The sequence below is a fragment of the Frankia tisae genome, assembly GCF_025403405.1.
Lineage (GTDB): Bacteria > Actinomycetota > Actinomycetes > Frankiales > Frankiaceae > Frankia > Frankia tisai.
This window is the reverse complement of record NZ_JANEZT010000108.1, coordinates 1-17,787: the sequence shown is the minus strand read 5'-3', so window position 1 is coordinate 17,787 and position 17,787 is coordinate 1. Positions and strand designations below refer to the sequence as shown.

Sequence of the window (17,787 nt, the reverse complement as noted above, 5' to 3'; positions counted from 1 at the left end):
ATCCCGCCGTCCCCGCCCCGTCCAGCGCAGGGAGCTCCGACCTCGCCGGCGGCTCGAACGTCCCCGGTGGCGCGGGTGACCGGACCGCCGGCGACCCGACCGCTGATGATCCGACCGCAGGCGATGCGACCGCAGGCGACGCGACCGGCGACGACCCGACGGCAAGCGAGCCGGGGGCCGGCGGCCCGGGAACGGGCTATCTGGCGGCGGGCGACCCGGCGGCGGGCAACCTGGTCGGAGCCGCCGGTCCACGATCATGGACCGTGCCCTGGACTGCCGCACGGCCGCTGCCGGACGGCGACCGGACCGACTGGACGATTCACACCGCACCGTCCGGCTCGGCGGCGGCCTATCCGACCGCGCCGACCCAGCCGAACGCGCCGGCCGGCGCGCCGGTCGGCTCCACAGGATGGACCGCCTCGACGGCCACCGGGCCGGGCTCGACGGCGTTGGCAGGCTCGGCGGGCGGCGCGGACCCCGCAGCGGGCTCAGCGGGCTCGGGGGGCTCGGGGGGCTCGGCGCAGGGCGCGGGAACGCCGCCGGGGACGACCGTCCGCGAGGTCGACTACTCGACGTCGGCCCAGCAGTCGGGGCCGGGCACGGCGTCCGCGAGTGACGCGGGGACGGCCACGACGCCGTCGGGCTCGGCCGCGGCCATCGTGGCGCCCGTCAGCCGCGTCATCACGACCATCACGGCCGGTTCGGCCGCCGGCCGCTCGGCGAGCACCTGCCTGCCCAGCGGGCCCTGGGGGCCGGCGCCGCTCGCGGCTGGCTGCGGCGGCCTGGCGGCGCCCGTTCTCCCGGCGATCATCACCGCCGCGACCAAGCCGCCGCCGTGGTCGACGGCGCTCGCCCAGGGCATCCCCCGACTCATCGCCGCCGCCGTCAGCTCCGAGGCATCCTGGGACGAGCTCGACTGATCCGACTCGCCGGCGGACCTCGGATCCGGCCGCAGGTGACATCGCAGCGCCGAATCGGCCGGGATCGTCATCACCCGGGCGCCGGCCCGATATATCGCACCCGCGGTCGATTCAGCGGACCCGGCCACGGGTTCACGGAGTTTTCCTGCCATGCGGCCGGGCGGCTCTGAGAAACGTTGTTCCGAGCACGCGACGCGATCCGGCTAACGGTCGGCGAACAGACTGCGAATGCGTTGGGAAGAAGACACGAAGAAAGTCTCTCCGAAAAGGTGGGTGGCAGTCCGAGCCGATAGATCGGTGGCGACGGAAGGTGCGACGCGACCGGCACCGACCGCGAGGACCAGCGCACCGGCAGTGAGCCTGGTACGTCGTCGCCCCGGTCCCGGCCCGACAACGGACGCCCCTGCCCACGGCCGCGCACCGGGGTGCCGGTGAGCGGCTCTGCTCGGCTGGACGGAGGCGGATGACCCGCCGAGGCTCAGTCGGGGGGCTCAGCGGACAAGGCTGATGTCCCGAGGCCGGTCAGCAGTTCCCGGATGCCGGCTTCCTGTGCCGACGAGCGTCCGTGCATCAGTCGACGGGGATCATGCCGCCGCTCTGCCGCTGCCAGAGCGCGTGGTAGCGGCCCCGGCGCTCGAGAAGCTCCCGGTGCGAGCCCTGCTCCACGATGCCGCCGTCGGCCAGAACGATGATGCGATCCATGTGCAACAGCGTCGACAGCCGGTGCGCCACGGCGATCACCGTCTTGCCGCGCCAGAGCTCCTCCAGCGCGTGCTGGACGAGCACCTCGCTCTCGCTGTCCAGCGCGCTCGTCGCCTCGTCCAGCACGAGCATGGGCTTGTCGTCAAGGAAGGCCCGCGCGATGGCGATCCGCTGCCGCTGCCCGGTCGACAGCTTGATGCCGCGCTCACCAACGACGGTGTCGTAGCCTTCCGGTGCCTGGGTGATGAACTCGTGCGCGTGGGCCCGGCGCGCCGCCGACTCGACCTGTTCCTCCGTCGCCGCGACGGCCGTTCCATAGGTGATGTTGTCCCGGATGGACCGGTGGAACAGCGTGGTGTCCTGCGGAACATAGGAGATTCCCGCGCCGAGCACATAGTTCGGGATCGGGTGGCCGTCCACCCGCACGGTTTCCGCCGGCAGCGGATAATAGCCGAGCAGCAGCTTGACGAACGTCGTCTTGCCGCTCCCGCTGCGGCCTACGATACCGACCTTCTCCCCCGGTTCGACTGCCAGATCGATGCCGGCGAGCACCGGCCTGCCGTCGTTCTCCGGGTAGGCGAACGACAGCCCGCGGAACTCCAACCGCCCCGGTGCCCGCGGCGCGGGGGCAGGGGTCGGCTCCGGCTGGAAACTCAGCTGGTCCATGGCGATGGGTCGACCGGCGAAAAGGTAGCGGTAGGCCTCCTCGACCCGGGCCAGGCGGAGATTCAGCTGCGCGATCTCCCAGACCGTTCCCCAGATGAAGTCCGAGAACATCACCAGCACCGCCAGGAACGTCGTGAACTGCGCCAGGCTGAGCTGGCCCGTCAGGTACAGGTGCAGGTTGAGCAGGATCGAGACCGGCCAGACCAGATAGCGCACCACAAGGGACATCGAGGCCCAGAACACGATGGTCCAGAAGTACGAGTGGCGGGCGGCCCCGATGACGGCGCGGCGGCGCCGGACCACCTGCTCGTGCTCGGCCCCCTCCTGCCGGAAGGACTTCACGCTGACGAAGTTCGCGATGACGTCGATCACGTAGCCGTCCATCTCGGAGACCTCGTCCGCGAGCCGCTTCTCCGCGCGGGACGAACCGCGCACGGTATGCCGGCCGACCACCACCATCAGCAGCACGGCCAAGAGGAACGTGAGTCCCGAGTAGAGGTTGACGGAGAACATGATGATGATGATCGACGGCACCCTGATCGCCTGCTCCACGTAGGTGAAGCAGGTGGTTTCCAGGATCTCCCGGAACTCGCGACCCAACATCGCGATATAGCTGCTGATCTTACCCGTGAACTTACCGACGAAGTACGGGTAACGTTCATTGATGACCCTGCGGAAGAGAATATTCTCGTACTCGTAACCCCGATCGTTCAGCAGATGGAGATACAATATCTCGGCGGCTCGCCAGGTCAGATCGTGGAGGATGTTACAGCCGATGAGGATCACCGCATACCGATAAACACCGTCGGTGGAATCCGCCGCGCCGGCCAGGGCCTGCACGAATCTCCCGATGAAGACGGGCAGGACCGCGAGCGCCACGTTGGACACCACGAAACAGGCGACCACGAGCGCCAGGGAACCCTTGAAGATACCGGCGAAACTCAGGTAGGAACGCAGCCCGGCGTGCCGGCCCGGATCGCCGGCGTCGGCACCTCCGGTATCGCCGCCGGCGGACTCGGAGGGTCGCCCCCGTTGCCAGGGAATGTCGTCGCCCGCAGCGCCCATCCGGGAATCATGGCAGCCGCGGGGTGGTTTCCGCATCTCATTTTCCGGGTGACACGGTCCCGATCCTCGGCCGCGATCCGCCAACGATCGACGGCGGGCCGCGCGACGTCAGTGGGGCGCGGACGAGCTGCCGACCGGTGCGGGGAAGACCGCCGGGTCGGCCTGGTTCCGGTTCCGGACCCGTGGCAGCCGGGGATCGGCGGCGGCCGCGCGGGGCCCGAACGGGGCGGCGCACGTCGCGGCGCCGGTCGCGGGCCGCGCGGGCCGGTCCGGTCGGCGGCGGCAGCGGCAGCGGCAGCGGCAGCGGAGTAGGACGGATCAGCCGGCGCCACCCGTTCCCACCATCGCCACAACGGGTGATCCGCCCGTCCCGGATGATTGGCGGGCGAAGGAAGACGACGATATCTTTTACTGTTCCACCAAGGAATCCAGCCCGACCGCCTCGGGTTCATGCCCCACTGAGCGTCATTTCTGTAGCGTCATTGACGGAGCAATACTGACGGCGGCCGGCTGCGGCCGTCGAACATCCCGCAGGGAAGGGGCGTCGCATGCCTCGCGGACGCTGGTTCGGCCTGGCGGCCGCGGTGGTTCTCGCCGCGGCGGCGGGCGCGTGTTCCACCGGTGAGGGCTCCACCTCCGCGCAGGCCCGCTCCACGGCGTTCGCCCGGGAGGTGGCGGGGCCCATGGCCCCGCCGGACACCGCGCGCCTACCGCTGCTGTTCGTTCACGGCGCCCTCGGTTCGGGGGACCAGTTCGAGTCGCAGGCACAGCGGTTCACCAGCAACGGCTATCCGGCCGACCGGATCGCCGCCTTCGACTACGACGCGTCATCCTTGACCGACGATTCTCCGAACAAGGTATTTCCGCAGCTCGACAGGCAGATCCAGGACCTGCTCAGGGCGACCGGCGTGAAGAAGGTCGATCTGGTGGGCCTGGCGGAGGGCGCCGGGCTCGCTGAACGGTACCTGGCCAGCTCCGCCGGCCGGGCGGATCGAGTCGCGCATCTGGTCAGCGTGGACGGTTCCCTGGCGACCAAACCCCCCGGGGGCGTGCCGCTGCTCGTCGTCTGGAGCACCGCGGACCCCGTCCACCGGGTCCCCGGAGCGGGCAACGTCCGCTTCCCCGGCCTGGACCGCGGCGGGTTGCTGACCTCGACGGGCACGTTCCGGGAGATGTTCCGTTTCCTCACCGGTACCGAGCCGTTCACCACCGACATCATCGCCGAGAAGGGCCGGATCGACATTTCCGGCCGGGTGCTGCTCTATCCCGCGAACGCCGGGGCCGGCAAGGCCCGTCTGGAGGTCTATCAGCTCGACCCGAAGACGGGTAAGCGCCTCCCGAAGGGCCTCAGGGGCCTTTTCACCCTGCCCGCCGACGGCTCCTGGGGTCCGTTCCGCGCGGACGGCACCGCCTCCTACGAGTTCGCCGTTGTCCGGTCCGGGGAGCCCGTGCACCACTTCTACTATCAGCCCTTCCGCCGAAGCGATCGGCTCGTCCGCCTCCTGACCAGCCGGCCGGGGCAGGAGATCGGCGGTGGCATGCAGACCGGCCCGAAACAGACCGATCTCGTCGTCACCCGTGCCCTGGAATGGTGGGGCAATCAGGGGCGGGCCAGCGACATCCTCACCGTCGACGGGACGAATGTCCTGAGCCCAGCGGTGGCCCCGCGCGCCAAGCTGGCCCTCGGTGTGTACCTGTTCGATCGCAATGCCGACGACGTCTCCGACGTCATGGCCCCGACCCCCTCACATTTCGGGATCGGCTTCATCACCGGCACGGATCTGCACATCCCGGCGGGCGACCGCTCGGTCGAGGTCGCGGTGACCCCACGGGGGCAGGCGGCACATCGTGGCGTGCTGCGGGTGCCCGCCTGGCCGTCGGACGCCCATCGCGTCACGCTGCACTTCCGCGACGACGACTGAGCGCACGACAAGCTACGACAGAGCTCGCCGGATGCCGTCCACCGCGGCCGCGTACCCCGCCCGGTACGCCTCCCGCTCGCCCGCCGTCATCCAGCGCGCCTGGACCGGTCCCGCCGGTTCGACGCCGAGCGCGGTCTCCACCACGGTCGGCGGTCGGGCCGGCGGCGGATCACCGTCGGGCCCCTTCCCGTACACCAGCACCACGTCGACGTCGCCGTAGGCCGCGGTGAAGACCAAGCTGGCCGGCAGCCGGGCGACGGCCCGGAACACCTCCACCGGATCGGACCCCGCGCGCAGCGCGACCGCCCAGCGGTCCAGTCCCCAGGGCGTCACGGTGACCCGTGGGTCGTCCTGCCGATCCGCCGCCGGCAGGACGGAGCTCGCGTCCCGCGAGCCGGCCGCGGTGACCCCTGCCTGATCTTCCGGGTCTGCCGCCGCCGATCCGGGGGGTCCGGCCGGATCGGCGGCGGGGCGGTGACCCTGCTTGGGCAGGGCAGGGTCACCTGTCCGCGGCAGCCGGTCGGCGGGGGCGGCTGGCTCACCCGGGCTGGCACCGGTCAGCGGCTGCGCGGCAGTGGTGGGGGACAGAGATGGTCGGATCGGCGGGGGCAGCCCGGCGACAGCGGACTGCCGCTCGTGGACGAAGAAGCGCAGGGGCGCCACCTCGTACTCCGGCCAGCCCTGCTCGGCCGCGAAGACGTCCGCGGCCGACGCGGAGACAAAGGTGATCATCACGTCGGCGACCTGCCGATCGCTGCCGGGCGCGAACCGGACAACGCCGTAGACGACCGCAGGTTGATCATGATCTCTCCTCGGCTCCGTCATGATCGTCACCGCCCTTCCGCGCCTGCCGCCCCGCTTCAGCGTCCGCCCGGCCGGCCACACCGGTGGCCGCCAGCGACGCTGATGGCGGCCACCGAGATCGGTGACCCTCGCTGCGCCCCTCCCATCCGGGCTGACGATGGTCAACCGGGCCGTCGAGTGCGCCGGCCCCGCCCGGCGGAGGTCGCGGCTCGACGCGGGGCGGGGCCGGCCTGCGTCCAGGTTCGCCGCGTCGCGATGGCCGGGAAACGCCAGTCAGGCATGCTCTTCTCGTATTGGCCGCTGTGGTCCGGACCGGACCATGGCTGCCGCGGCGCCGATGCGCGCCCCGCGCCGACGCCGCACGGGCAGCCTCGATTCCTCTCAAACAGGACGGGAAGGGATGGCCCGGCCGGGTGGGACGAAGGCGGGCCGCTGGTCATCTACCAGATCCGCACCGATGCCGCCCGACCGTCCAGTTCGGACGTATGTCGGATCCGCGACAACCGCGCGGTTCCGGCAAGCGCCGGCAAACTATGCCGGTTTGGCATAACGTCATCATCCCGATACATCAGCCGGAGCCTGGCGCCGGGGGCTTTCCGCCGTCCTGGCACGGCGATCGACACATGTCGGAGCTGGACGGAAGGCCGGGCGATGTCCTACGAATCCGGTCCCTACCGGGTCTCTCGCGTCCTGCTCGCCCGGCCCGACTTCCGGACCGCCTGCGAGACCCGGGACTTCCGGATGGCCTTCCGGTTGATGAAGAAGTACGACGGCGCGAGCCAGAACCGCATCGCCTCCCCGGTCGAGGGCCTCAGCCAGAGCCGGGTCAGCCGGATCATGCAGGGCGAGGACCACATCGCCCGGCTCTCCCTGATCGAGCGCATCGCCGACGCGCTACGCATCCCGGGCGCCTACTTCCACCTCGCTGCGCGCCCCTGGGAGGCGACCAGCGAGCCTGGCGACGGCGTCCCCCGATCAGGGGGCGCGGGCGCCCGGCCGGCCGGTCCCGGCGACGAAGTGCCCCCGCCGACGGCGGGCTCGGCGTCCCCCATGGCGGCGGCCGCGCCGGCCGAGTCATCCCGGCCGGCCCGCGGCGGCCCCGACTCCGGTGGGCTCGTCGTGGAGGAGGACCGCGCCGAGCTCCGCTACGAGGACGGCATGTACGTCGCCCACCAGCGCCGACGGGTGCTCAACACCGGTATCGAACCGGTGACGCGCTACCTGATGCGGATCTCCGTCGACCGCTTTCCCGGGGACCAGGAACGCTCCGCCCGGCTCTACCGCAGCAATCCGCTGCGCTGGGAGGAGCTGCAGCTCAGCGCACATTGCGGCGACGAGCAGATGTCCTGGCAGGTCAAGACCGACTGGGACGCACTGAAGGAGGTCTGGCTCCTCTTCGAGAACAATCAGGGTCGATTCCCCCTCTACCCGGGCGAATCGGCGTGGATCGAATACAGCTACCGGGTCGGCGAGGAGAAGTGGGGCCCGTGGTTCCAGCGGGCCGTCCGGGTACCGACCAGCTTCCTGTCGGTCGTGCTGGACTTCCCCGCCGAGGTCGATCCCGTGGTGTGGGGCATGGAGACGTCGATGACCGCGGACGCCTTCCCGTTCCGTACGGCGATCGCCCGCGCGGATGCCGCCGACAGGCGGGTGTTCACCTGGTCCACCAGCAAGCCGCCCCTGCATGCCCGGTATCGCCTGGAATGGAACTTCCGGGCCGGGGCGACGAGCCGGAACCCGGCCGACCGGACCGTTCCCAGGCCCAGCGAGCAGATGGCCGCGACGGGCATCGTCCAGGTGGGCGATCCCATGCTCCATCAGCCGGCCCGGTCGTTCGGACTACCCGCCGAGGCCGAGGATGCCCGCCGCGTCGTCGCCGAGCTGTCGTCGGCCATGGAACGGGTGTCCGCGCTGCACACCTTCGGCAAGGGGATGGGCATCGCCGCGCCCCAGATCGGGATCAACCGGGCCGCGGCGATCGTGCGGTCGGCGGACGGCGACATCCTCACCCTGCTCAATCCGCGCGTCATCGAGTCCGCCCCCGAGAGCGACGAGCAGTACGAGGGGTGCCTGAGCTTCTTCGACGTCCGCGGGATCGTGCCGCGCTCCCTGGAACTGCACGTGGAGCACACCGACATCTCCGGCCGCCGGCACATCACGGTGTACCGCCAGGGCCTGGCCCGCCTGGTCGCGCACGAGATCGACCACCTGCACGGGCACCTCTACACCGACCGGATGCGACCCGGGGCCGCGCCCATCCCCGTCGAGCAGTACCGCGGCACCGGTTCGGCCTGGACCTACCACCCCTGAGGCCCCTTCGCCCCGGCCGGGCATCGGTCACCGACAGGCGCGCGGCCCAGCCGGTGGACACATCCGCATAAGCGGGGCTACTGGCGACGTACCGTATAGTTCGGAAAAGCACAAAAGAGGCGTTATCGCCACGGTGACCGCGAAATTTTTCTTCGGCTCCGTTAGCTTCGCCGGCAACGCGGGTACCGGGCGCTCCCGCCACGGCCAGGAAAAGACCGGCCACGCACCGCAAAGGATTTACGGTGAGCGTGGCAGGTCAACCGCATACCAGGTATTTCCAGGTACGCCGAAGGCCGTTAAAATCGGGCGCGCACGCGGGCACGAAATCGCAATTCAGAGATCATTGAAAGAGATTAGAACGCACTGTGCGGATCCTCACGTACCCTTGATTTATCGGGGTCACGCTCAGCTATGTTCGTCGCCATGCCGTCAACTGATGGCAGACGTCGGGTGGCACGCCGAACCCTGCTCCCAACCGACGAGGATCAAACCTTTGGCAGGGATGGGGGAACCAATTTCGGGCGCCGAGTTCGGGCGTCCTAGGGGTGAAGCCGAGAACCGCGGCCGGGCATTCCCAGCCCGAACCCGACAGCTCACCTCGTAGGCGTGGGGAAGGGTAACTCAATGTCCAACGCTCGTTCGCTCGGTCGGGGCCTCAACCGGATCAAGCTCGGCACCCGGGCCGCAGTCATCGCCACCACTCTCGCCGCCTCCGTCGGCGGTGGTCTCGCGCTGTCCCAGCCGGCCAGCGCGGCCCCCAACGCAGATCACTTCCTGCGCGCCGTCATTCCCTGCGAATCCGGCGGGAACCCGCACGCGGTCAACTCCATCGGAGCCGGCGGCCTGTTCCAGTTCCTGCCCAGTACGTGGCACGGCCTGGGCGGCAGGGGTCTGCCGCAGCACGCCAGCGTCGGGGAGCAGTGGCAGCGCGCGCGGCAGCTGTACGCGCAGGCGGGTACCAGCCCCTGGTACGCGTCGAAGCCCTGCTGGGGACACCGGATCTGAGGCCCCGATACACCGCGCCGACATCCGCGCTCGGCCGGCTCTGATCCGCACATGATCAATTGGATCGTGCTCGACGGACCGTGAGCCGCAGCCGGCGCGAGGCGACGCGACCCAGCGCGGGTCAGGAGCCTCGCCCTCCGTCCGGGGGGCGAGGCTCCGTCATCTCCGCGGACGGGCCGCCGGTCAGCGCTCCCAGCCCGGTCAGCGCTCCCAGCCCGGGCGACACTCCCAGCCCGGGCGGCGTGCCCGCAGGCGGCCAGCGCAACTCCATGCAGAGCTGCCCGTCATCGACGTCGACAATCATGTCGATGGCTCGACCCGACGGCGCCGGCGGCACCTGACCCGCCGGCCATGGACAGGACAGGAACAGGCTCGCGGTACAAGGCTGCGCGGTGACGGTGAGCAGCACCCGACGGCTCGGCATCACCCGCAGCGCGTGGTGGAGCTGCTCGACGAACTCGCTGCGCACCGACGTGGGCAGCTGGTCGAGGCCGCCGGAGATCTGGCTGGACACGACCGTGCCGTGCCGTTCGGCGGCGTCGATGGCCTCTCCGATCGCGCTGTGCACGGCGTCGTCGTCGAACAGCAGCCGCCGCACGGCGACCGCACGGCGGGCACATTCCGAGCGCACGACCTCGGCCCGCGGGTCGAGCCGGCCCGCCGCGACGGCGGCCAGCAGCGGCGCCACATCCCGCTCGACGGCCCGCAGCAGGCCTCGGCGACGCTCACGCAGCTGGTCCCGGTTCTGCGCCAGCTGGCACAGCTCCCACTCGCAATGACCCGCCCAGGCGCGGACATCGGCCGTGCTCCACAGCAGTGGGCCCACCATGACCAGGCAGATCTGCATGACCCACAGGTAGTAGAGCCGCAGGAGAAGAAAGGACAGCGACAGCGGGTCCCACGGGTTGAACAGCAGGCTAGCCGCGATCATGGCGGCGGCGACGGACGCGAGCACCCACCGCCGCATCGGGCGGGACACCGTCACCAACATCAACAATGGGGGCAGGCTGACCATCGGCCACGCCATCATCCGCGCCCCGTCGGCGTCGGCGGCGTTCCACCCGCCGCCCAGCGCGATCCCCAGGCAGAGCAGCACCACGGCCGCCGCCTCCGGCTGCGACAACGGCCCGGTCCGGAAGCGCCGCCCGGCGACAGCGACCGCGGCGAGCGGCGCCAGCAGCATCGCGAGCGCCAGCGGGACCGAACGGACCTGCGGCAGGGCGCGACCGGCGGGTAAGACCAGCAGGATCAGCCAGAGCGCGGCGAACCGACTGGTCGCGCGGCGTAACTGCATGGTGTAGAGGGCACGCAGCGAGCCGGCCGCGGGCGCCACCGGCGCCCAGGAGTCCGGATCTTCGGGCTCGCCGGCCCTCGACCCGTGCGCCGCCACCAGGATCTCGGCGTCCGCCGGCCGCTGCACCGGGCCGACCCACCGCGGTGGGTCGCGCTCGCCGAGCAGCCCCGTCAGCGCCATCGCGCCTTCGGCGCAGCGGCGGCGGGTGAGATGCCCGTCGGCGCCACCGCCCCAGGCGATGCCGGTCAGGGTGTTGAGCACCGCGTTGTGGATCGACAGCTCACGTTCCCGCTGCGCCCGCAGCAGGGTGAGCACTCCGTCCTCACCGACGCGCCGCCTGGCCACCTCGGCCAGCTGCGCCTCCGCCCCGCCCGCGAGCGCGCGCACCTGCGGCGCGACGTACCGGACGAGCAGGCCCACGCAGATGATGATGATGGGCGGCGCCGGGGACGGCGGCCCGCCAGCGGACGCCCCGGCCGCGAAGGCGCCGGCCGTCAGCACCGTCACGGCCAGGAACGGGCCGGTGGGGAAGGCCCAGGCGGCCACCGCCGTCGCGTGCGTCGCCGCGAGCAGCACGAACGAGGCCGGCTCCCCGACCGACTCCGGCGGCAGCCACAGGCGTGCCCCCGAGGCCAGGGCCAGGGCCGCGGCCACATTGCCGGCCGACAGCGCCCGCCCGATACCGCGACGCAGCGCGACCAGGGCGAACGCCAGCGACCAGGCAGCCGCCAGCGCCACGATCAACAGGGCGAACGGGTGGCCCGCATACCAGTCGTGCCACAGCAGCACGCAGCCGACGAGGAAGAGCGCCGCGTACAGGCGTAGCGCCGCGAAGACCGCCTCCAGTACCTGCCGCAGCGCGATGGTGGGTAGCAGGGTCAGCTGCGGGCGCGGTTCGGGCATGAGGAAACGCGGCAGCACGAACAGCCGCGCCGACGATTCCCGCCTGCCCCGCACCGTCGTCCGTTCCCCCGAGATGGCCCGACGCCCAAGTAGGGCATGAGGCTACAAGGGCACCGGGACGGTCTGCGCGTTCCACCGCGAGTTACTCGGCTGCGTGACCTTCCGGGGCACCGGGAATCGGTCAGGCGCCGCGGCGGCGGCGGGCGATCTCGGCCAGCGCGATGCCGGCGGCCACTCCGGCGTTGAGGGACTCGACCGCCCCGGCCATCGGAATGCGGACTGTCACATCGCAGCGCTCCTCGACCAGCCGGGACAGCCCACGCCCCTCGGACCCGATCACCAGTACGACCGGATCGGTCGCCATCTCCAGCTCGTCGATGGTCGTGTCGGCGTCCGCGGCCAGCCCGACGACGAACAGGCCGGACTCGGCGAAGGACACCAGGGTCCTCGCGAGATTGGTGGCTCGGGCGACCGGCAGCCGGGCGGCGGCACCCGCCGACGTCTTCCAGGCGGCGGCGGTTATCCCGGCGGCGCGTCGCTCGGGCACCACGACGCCATGGGCGCCGAAGGCCGCCGCGGATCGCACCACGGCACCGAGATTGCGGGGATCGGTGACGCCGTCGAGCGCGACCAGCAGGCCGGGAGCCGCGGCGCGCACGCGGGCGAGCAGGTCGTCGGGATGCGCGTAGCGGAACGGCGGGACCGACAGGGCGAGCCCCTGATGCGGCGCCGTGCCACACATCCGGTCGAGGTCCGGGCGGCCGACATCGACCACCGCGATCCCCGCCCGCGCGGCAAGGCGGCGTGCGTCGACGAGCCGCTCATCGAAGTCCAGGCCACCGGCGACATAGAGGCTCGACGCCGGCACCCCGGCGCGCAGCGCCTCGACCACCGCGTTGCGGCCGACGACCAGCTCGTCAGCCTCGGGCCGCCGCGAACGCGGGCCTGCCTGTCCGGCCTGTCCGGCCTGGGCGGCGTCCCGCCCCCGCTCTCCGGTCTGCGCGGCCCGGGCGGCGGCCGCCCGGCGCTGGGCGGGATGGCCGGGACGCAGGTGGGCCGGCGGCGTTGCCTTCCGGCCCTCCAGGGCCTTGCGGCCCTGGCCGCCGCTGCCGCCGCCGGCTCCCTTGCGATGCGAACCCGTCTTACCGGCCCGGCCGCCCTGCCCGCCCCGGGCGATCCCGCCGCCACCGCGGCGCGCGGCGCCGGCCATCAGTGCCACCGACCGGCGTGCGCCGCGGAAATGACCATGTGACCACGGTATACGGCCGACGCCGGGGACGCGGTCGGCGCTGAACACCACCGACCCGGCCCCGGTTGGCGAGCCCGACAGGGGCCCCCGGTCGGGGGTCTGGCGGGCTCGAACCCGACCACCTGCCGCGACATGGTCGTTCGGGGCTGTCCGGCGCCCTATCCTGAGGCGGCAGTCCCACGCCGGTGACCTGGGTGGTCCCAGCCGGTTCGGCCCGAGCGGAGGTCCAGCCGATGATCGACGAGCGCGGGCCCGGGTCGGCCGCCACGGCCGATGCCCCGGCGGTGGCATGGCCGCCACCATCGTCGACACCTGCCCCTTACGCTCTGTTGAGTTTGCGCGCCGACGAAGGAGGATGCGCCGGGACCTGGCTCGCCCAGGGCGATCGCCGTCGTCGACGGGCCGCAGGGGAAGCTGGGAGAATACGTCCCATGAATCCAGGATGACCAGCTCGACGCGTGTGACCAGCTCGACGCGTGTGACCAGTTCGTCCGGTCGCCGGCCGTGCGCCTTCGGCGTCGCGGAGCGACGGCGGCGAGCTCCGATGACCGGATCAGCAGGGGCAGGAGGCACCCAGCACATGGCTCTGCGCACACCGCCCGCACGCGCACGTTCCCTCCCGGCGGCATGACGGTGGATCTCAACGCGCACGACGACGCACCCACGGTGGCCTACCAGCTCACCGGGAGCGGGGCCTTCGACCCCGATGACGACCTGGGCCGCTGCCCTGTGTGTGCGGCGCCGGTGTACTCCGACGACCACTACTGCGAGCTGTGCGGCCATCCGTTGGAGGGCCCGGACCCGGCGCACGGCGACGCCGACCACAGCGAGGTCGACCTCGGCGAGCTGGCCGGCGTGTGCGACCGGGGGGTGCGCCATACGACCAACGAGGACGCGATGGGGCTCGCCGTCGTCTACGGCACGCTCATCGCGGTGGTGTGCGACGGGGTCTCGACCACGCCCGGCTCCGGTCAGGCATCGGCTGCCGCCGCCGCAACCGCGATGGCGGTCCTCGCGGACGCCGTGCGGGCCCACGGACCGGGCCATCCGGTCCACCTCGACACCCGCCCCCCTCGCGGCGGTAGCGCGGCCGACGACATGCTGGACATCCTGGAGCCGGCGTACTCGGGGTACGACGAGCCGCGCACGGCGCCGCGCGCGATCGTCGGAGGCTTCTCCCCGGAGGACGCGGAGGCCGCGCTGCACGCCGCCGTCGACGCCGCGCAGGCCACAATCGCCCAGCTCAGCGCAGTAGAGGGGCGGATGGCACCGTCCTGCACCTTCGCCGCCGCCATCATCACCCCACCGACGCCCGACGGTCCCGGCATGGTCACCGTCGGCTGGGTCGGCGACAGCCGGGTCTACCTGCTCGGGCCGCGCTGGTGCGAGCGGCTGACCTCGGATGACACCTGGGCCGCCGAGGCCGCTCGGGCGGGTCTCATTCCCGCCAACGAGGCCGAGACGCATCGGCGGGCGCACACGCTGACCCGCTGGCTCGGCGGCGACGTCGAGGACGTGGCCCCGCACACGGAGATCTTCCCGATCGAGATGCCGGCCACGGTGTTGGTCTGCTCCGACGGGTTGTGGAACTACGCCTCCCGACCGGACGTGATGGCCTCACTGGTCAACCAGCTCCCACCGCACTGCACGGCGATCGATGTCGCCCGCCACCTCGTCGACTTCGCCATCGACGCCGGCGGCCACGACAACATCACCGTGGTGGCCGCCAGGGTGGATCACTGATGGGCGCGTTCACTGCGCAGGTCTACCAGAACGAGTACCTCCCGCCCGGCGGGACGGACGTGCACGCCGTGGTCACCGTGACGTCGACCGGCCGGCCCGACAGCCCGCACGGGCTCGCCAGCGCCCACAGCACCCCACCGTCGGACGGCACTCCACCGCCGGACGGCACTCCACCGCCGGACGGATCACGGCGCCCGGAACTCGTCGAGATCCTCCTGCTCGACTGCTCGGGCTCGATGGCGAATCCGCCGGAGAAGATCGCCCAGGCGCGCCGGGCGACGTGCGCCGCCATCGACTGCCTGCCCGACGGCGTCTGGTTCGCGATCGTGCGCGGCACCGGCGCCGCCAGCATGATCTACCCGGGCAGTCCGCGCGTGGTGGCTGCCACCCCCGCAACCCGCGAGCAGGCCCGCCTCGCGGTGAACCAGATGGAGCCGCATGGCGGCACCGCCATCGGCCGCTGGCTTGACCTGGCGCGGGCGCTGACGGGGACCAGGCCGCGGGCCATCGCGCACGCGCTGCTGCTCACCGACGGCCAGAACGGTGAGCTGGCGACGGACCTGGCAGCGGCCGTCGCCGCGTCCCGCGGGCGGTTTCAATGCGACTGCCGGGGCATCGGCGCCGACTGGCGTGTCGACGAGCTGCGGCTGATCGCGGCGGACCTGCTGGGCACGGTCGACGCGATCGGCAGCCCGGACGAGCTCGTCGCGGACTTCACCAGCGTGATCGCGACCGCCACCAGCCGAGCCACGGACCGGGTGGCGCTGCGGGTGTGGACCCCGCGGGGCGCCAAGGTGGGGTTTCTCCGGGAAGTCTCCCCCACGCTGCGCGACCTGAAAATCAAGGCGAACACGTCCGATGATCACAACGTCGACTACCTTACCGGCGCGTGGGGAACGGAGTCGCGCGACTACCACCTGAACATCCGGGTGCCGGCCCGGCCGGTCGGGACCGAGGCGTTGGCCGCGCGGGTCAGCCTCGTCATCGATGGCCGGGAAACATCGCAGACGCTGGTGAGAGCGATGTGGACCGACGACGAGACGCGCTCCACCAGGGTCAGCACGGCCGTTGCCCACTACACCGGACAGGCCGAGCTCACGGCCTCGGTGCTGCGTGGCCTGGAGGCGCGTCAATCCGGCGACGAGGCCACTGCAACACTGTTGCTCGGACGCGGGGCCCAGCTGGCGCTCGCCTCCGGCAACGAAGACACCTACCGCCTCCTACAGAAGGTGGTGCACATCGACAATGCCACAACAGGTACGGTTCGGTTGAAGAAGAACGTCAAGAAGATCGATGAGATGGTCCTTGACACACGGTCGACGAGGACCCTCCGGGTGAACCGGTGATCAGGTGAGGGCACGTTGCCCTGCGGGGCACCTGTCTCACGACCCGACTACTGCGATCGGTGCGGAATTGGGATCATGAGTGGTCAGGAGAGGTACGAATATCGTCCCGACGACGGTGGTCGGTCTCCCTACGGGACGGACGAGCCCGGCGGCCAGCGTCGGCGCGGCCCGTCGCAGCCGGACGGCCCGGACGCCGGCGGCGCGGGGGGCTACGACCAGCTGGGCATCCGGCGCTCGCCGGCCGACCAGTCCGGCGCGGGGGATCCGCCACGCGGCGGCGACCCGTACGGCGGGTACGGCCGTGACGGCTACGCCGACCAGCCCCGTGGCGGTCGCGGCTACCCGGCGGACCCGTACGACGACCCGGGCGGCTTCGACCGTGACGCCTACGCTCGGCGGCGCGACGACCGGCCGGGCACCGACGAACGGGCCGACCGCGGACGCGACCCCTACGGCCGCGACGACCGCGCCCCCGCCGGATACCCCGACGCCGACCGCGGCGGCTACCCGCCGGCCCGGGAGGGCCGCGGCGCCGGCGGGTACGGCGAGGACCTGGACCGCGAGTCCGACACCCATCGCCGCAGCCGGCGCGACGAGGGGTACGGCTACGAGGCCGATCCGCTGGGCCTCGACCCGGGCGCCGCGCCCGACCGGAGCCTGCCGGGCCGCAGCGTGGATTCTCGGCACACCACCGACCCCCGTCACGCCCGGCCCGGGGCCGATCCGCGGTTCGACGACCCGCGGCTGAGCGGTCCGGACCTCGGCGACCCACGCCACGATCCCGGGCGGGGTGGTCGGCGCGATCCGATCGCCGACGACCCTCGTGGCGCCGGCGGGTGGGACCGTGACCGTCCCCCGGCCGGGGCCACCGTCTGGGAGGCCATCGTCGAGGCGGAGCGCGAGTACTACGACAGCGGCGACGACCACCGGGTACCGTTCCCGACCTTTTACCCGCGCCGCGTCTTCGCGCTTGCCGGCGAGCAGATGCTCGTCGGGCGGCGCAGCGAGTCGCGTGGCATCCATCCGGACATCGATCTGTCCGGCGCGCCGGAGGATCCGGGGATCTCGCGCAGCCACGCACTGTTCGAGCAGCTCCCCGACGGCGGCTACGCCGTGCGCGACCCCGGCTCGACGAACGGCACCCGGCTCAACGACGAGCCGGACCCGATCGAACCCGGCCAGCCCGTCCCGCTCCGGGACGGCGACCGCGTCTACCTGGGTGCCTGGACGCGCATCACGTTGCGCGCACGCTGATCGGCAGGCGCCGGCCCGTGGCTCAGGCCGGCGCCGAACGTCCTACGAGATCGCCTGCCTGGTACACGACCGGCAGGCGATCTTTGCGCGCCGCCATAAACCGGGCACCCGGCCGCGGGCGGCAGCCCCGCGCTTGCGGGGCCGCCGCCGAGCGGGCTCAGGCCAGGTGCCAGCGCTGCCCTTCGGGGGTGTCCTCGACGATGAGGCCGACGGCCGCGAGCCGCGAACGGATCGAGTCCGCCTCCGCGTAGTCCCGCCGGGCTCGCGCCGCCGAGCGCAGATCCAGCGCGATCTGCATGACCCCATCGAGCGCGGGCCGAAGCTCGGCGCCGGCGGAGGGCCACTGCTCGTGCGGGTCGAGCCCGAGGACGCCGAGCATCCGGCGGGTGACGTTGACCCAGCCTGCCAGCTGGCGGCTGTGCGCCTTCGACAGCACCTGATTGCCCTGACCCACCGCGCCGAAGATGGCCGCCAGCGCGCGACCGACCGCGAGATCGTCGTCCATGGCCGCCGCGAAGTCGGCCCACGCCCGCTGCGGGGTCAGCCCCGCCACCGCATCTCCCGCCGTGCCGCCCACGGCCTCGCTGCCGAGCCCGCCCCGAAC

General features: G+C 72.0%; 11 protein-coding genes, 1 pseudogene and 1 riboswitch. Of the genes and pseudogenes, 7 read left to right on the top strand and 5 right to left on the bottom strand.

What is annotated here, in order from left to right; genetic code table 11:
* A pseudogene (locus NBZ85_RS12825) lies at positions 1 to 920 on the top strand (serine/threonine-protein kinase); the annotation flags it as partial.
* 570 nt (positions 921 to 1,490) lie between these two features.
* On the opposite strand, the gene NBZ85_RS12820 reads toward NBZ85_RS12825, so the two are convergent.
* Positions 1,491 to 3,389, bottom strand: a complete 1,899-nt coding sequence (locus NBZ85_RS12820; protein ID WP_372517692.1) for an ABC transporter ATP-binding protein — start codon at positions 3,387 to 3,389, stop codon at positions 1,491 to 1,493.
* Positions 3,390 to 3,901: 512 nt separating this feature from the next.
* On the opposite strand from NBZ85_RS12820, the gene NBZ85_RS12815 reads away from it, so the two are divergent.
* Positions 3,902 to 5,275 (top strand): alpha/beta fold hydrolase, encoded by a 1,374-nt coding sequence (locus NBZ85_RS12815; protein WP_261555487.1) that lies wholly within the window; start codon positions 3,902 to 3,904, stop codon positions 5,273 to 5,275.
* Between the two features lie 12 nt (positions 5,276 to 5,287).
* Here NBZ85_RS12815 and NBZ85_RS12810 read toward each other — a convergent pair whose 3' ends face one another.
* Positions 5,288 to 6,100 carry a hypothetical protein gene (locus NBZ85_RS12810; RefSeq protein WP_261555490.1) on the bottom strand — a complete coding sequence of 271 codons (813 nt, stop codon included), beginning with the start codon at positions 6,098 to 6,100 and terminating at the stop codon, positions 5,288 to 5,290.
* A 630-nt stretch (positions 6,101 to 6,730) separates the two neighbouring features.
* On the opposite strand from NBZ85_RS12810, the gene NBZ85_RS12805 reads away from it, so the two are divergent.
* Both NBZ85_RS12805 and NBZ85_RS12800 read left to right on the top strand, forming a co-directional pair.
* A complete protein-coding gene (locus NBZ85_RS12805; RefSeq protein ID WP_261555486.1) occupies positions 6,731 to 8,389 on the top strand; it encodes a peptide deformylase in 1,659 nt (552 codons plus the stop codon).
* Positions 8,390 to 8,840: 451 nt separating this feature from the next.
* Positions 8,841 to 9,011, top strand: a riboswitch (cyclic di-AMP (ydaO/yuaA leader).
* Between the two features lie 2 nt (positions 9,012 to 9,013).
* Positions 9,014 to 9,394 carry a transglycosylase family protein gene (locus NBZ85_RS12800; protein WP_136448846.1) on the top strand — a complete coding sequence of 127 codons (381 nt, stop codon included), beginning with the start codon at positions 9,014 to 9,016 and terminating at the stop codon, positions 9,392 to 9,394.
* 121 nt (positions 9,395 to 9,515) lie between these two features.
* Here the strand turns inward: NBZ85_RS12800 and NBZ85_RS12795 are convergent, their stop codons facing one another.
* Positions 9,516 to 11,645: a hypothetical protein gene (locus tag NBZ85_RS12795; protein ID WP_261561993.1), complete on the bottom strand. Its 2,130-nt coding sequence runs from the start codon at positions 11,643 to 11,645 to the stop codon at positions 9,516 to 9,518.
* Between the two features lie 127 nt (positions 11,646 to 11,772).
* The gene (gene rlmB, locus NBZ85_RS12790; RefSeq protein WP_261555484.1) at positions 11,773 to 12,801 is read right to left on the bottom strand and encodes a 23S rRNA (guanosine(2251)-2'-O)-methyltransferase RlmB; all 1,029 of its coding nucleotides are present in this window, start codon (positions 12,799 to 12,801) and stop codon (positions 11,773 to 11,775) included.
* A gap of 666 nt (positions 12,802 to 13,467) precedes the next feature.
* Here rlmB and NBZ85_RS12785 point away from each other — a divergent pair.
* The 3 genes from NBZ85_RS12785 (at position 13,468) to NBZ85_RS12775 (ending at position 17,183) form a co-directional block, all read left to right on the top strand.
* Entirely contained in the window at positions 13,468 to 14,583 is a 1,116-nt protein-coding gene (locus NBZ85_RS12785) for a PP2C family protein-serine/threonine phosphatase (RefSeq protein ID WP_261555483.1), read from the top strand.
* Positions 14,583 to 15,929, top strand: a complete 1,347-nt coding sequence (locus NBZ85_RS12780) for a vWA domain-containing protein (RefSeq protein WP_261555482.1) — start codon at positions 14,583 to 14,585, stop codon at positions 15,927 to 15,929. The genes NBZ85_RS12785 and NBZ85_RS12780 overlap by 1 nt, the downstream gene beginning before the upstream one ends.
* Positions 15,930 to 16,004: 75 nt before the next feature.
* On the top strand, positions 16,005 to 17,183 hold the full coding sequence (locus tag NBZ85_RS12775) for an FHA domain-containing protein (protein WP_261561992.1): 1,179 nt from the start codon (positions 16,005 to 16,007) through the stop codon (positions 17,181 to 17,183).
* Positions 17,184 to 17,340: 157 nt separating this feature from the next.
* Here NBZ85_RS12775 and NBZ85_RS12770 read toward each other — a convergent pair.
* The coding region (locus NBZ85_RS12770; RefSeq protein ID WP_308205176.1) for a CysS/YqeB C-terminal domain-containing protein at positions 17,341 to 17,787 on the bottom strand (447 nt) is incomplete at its 5' end.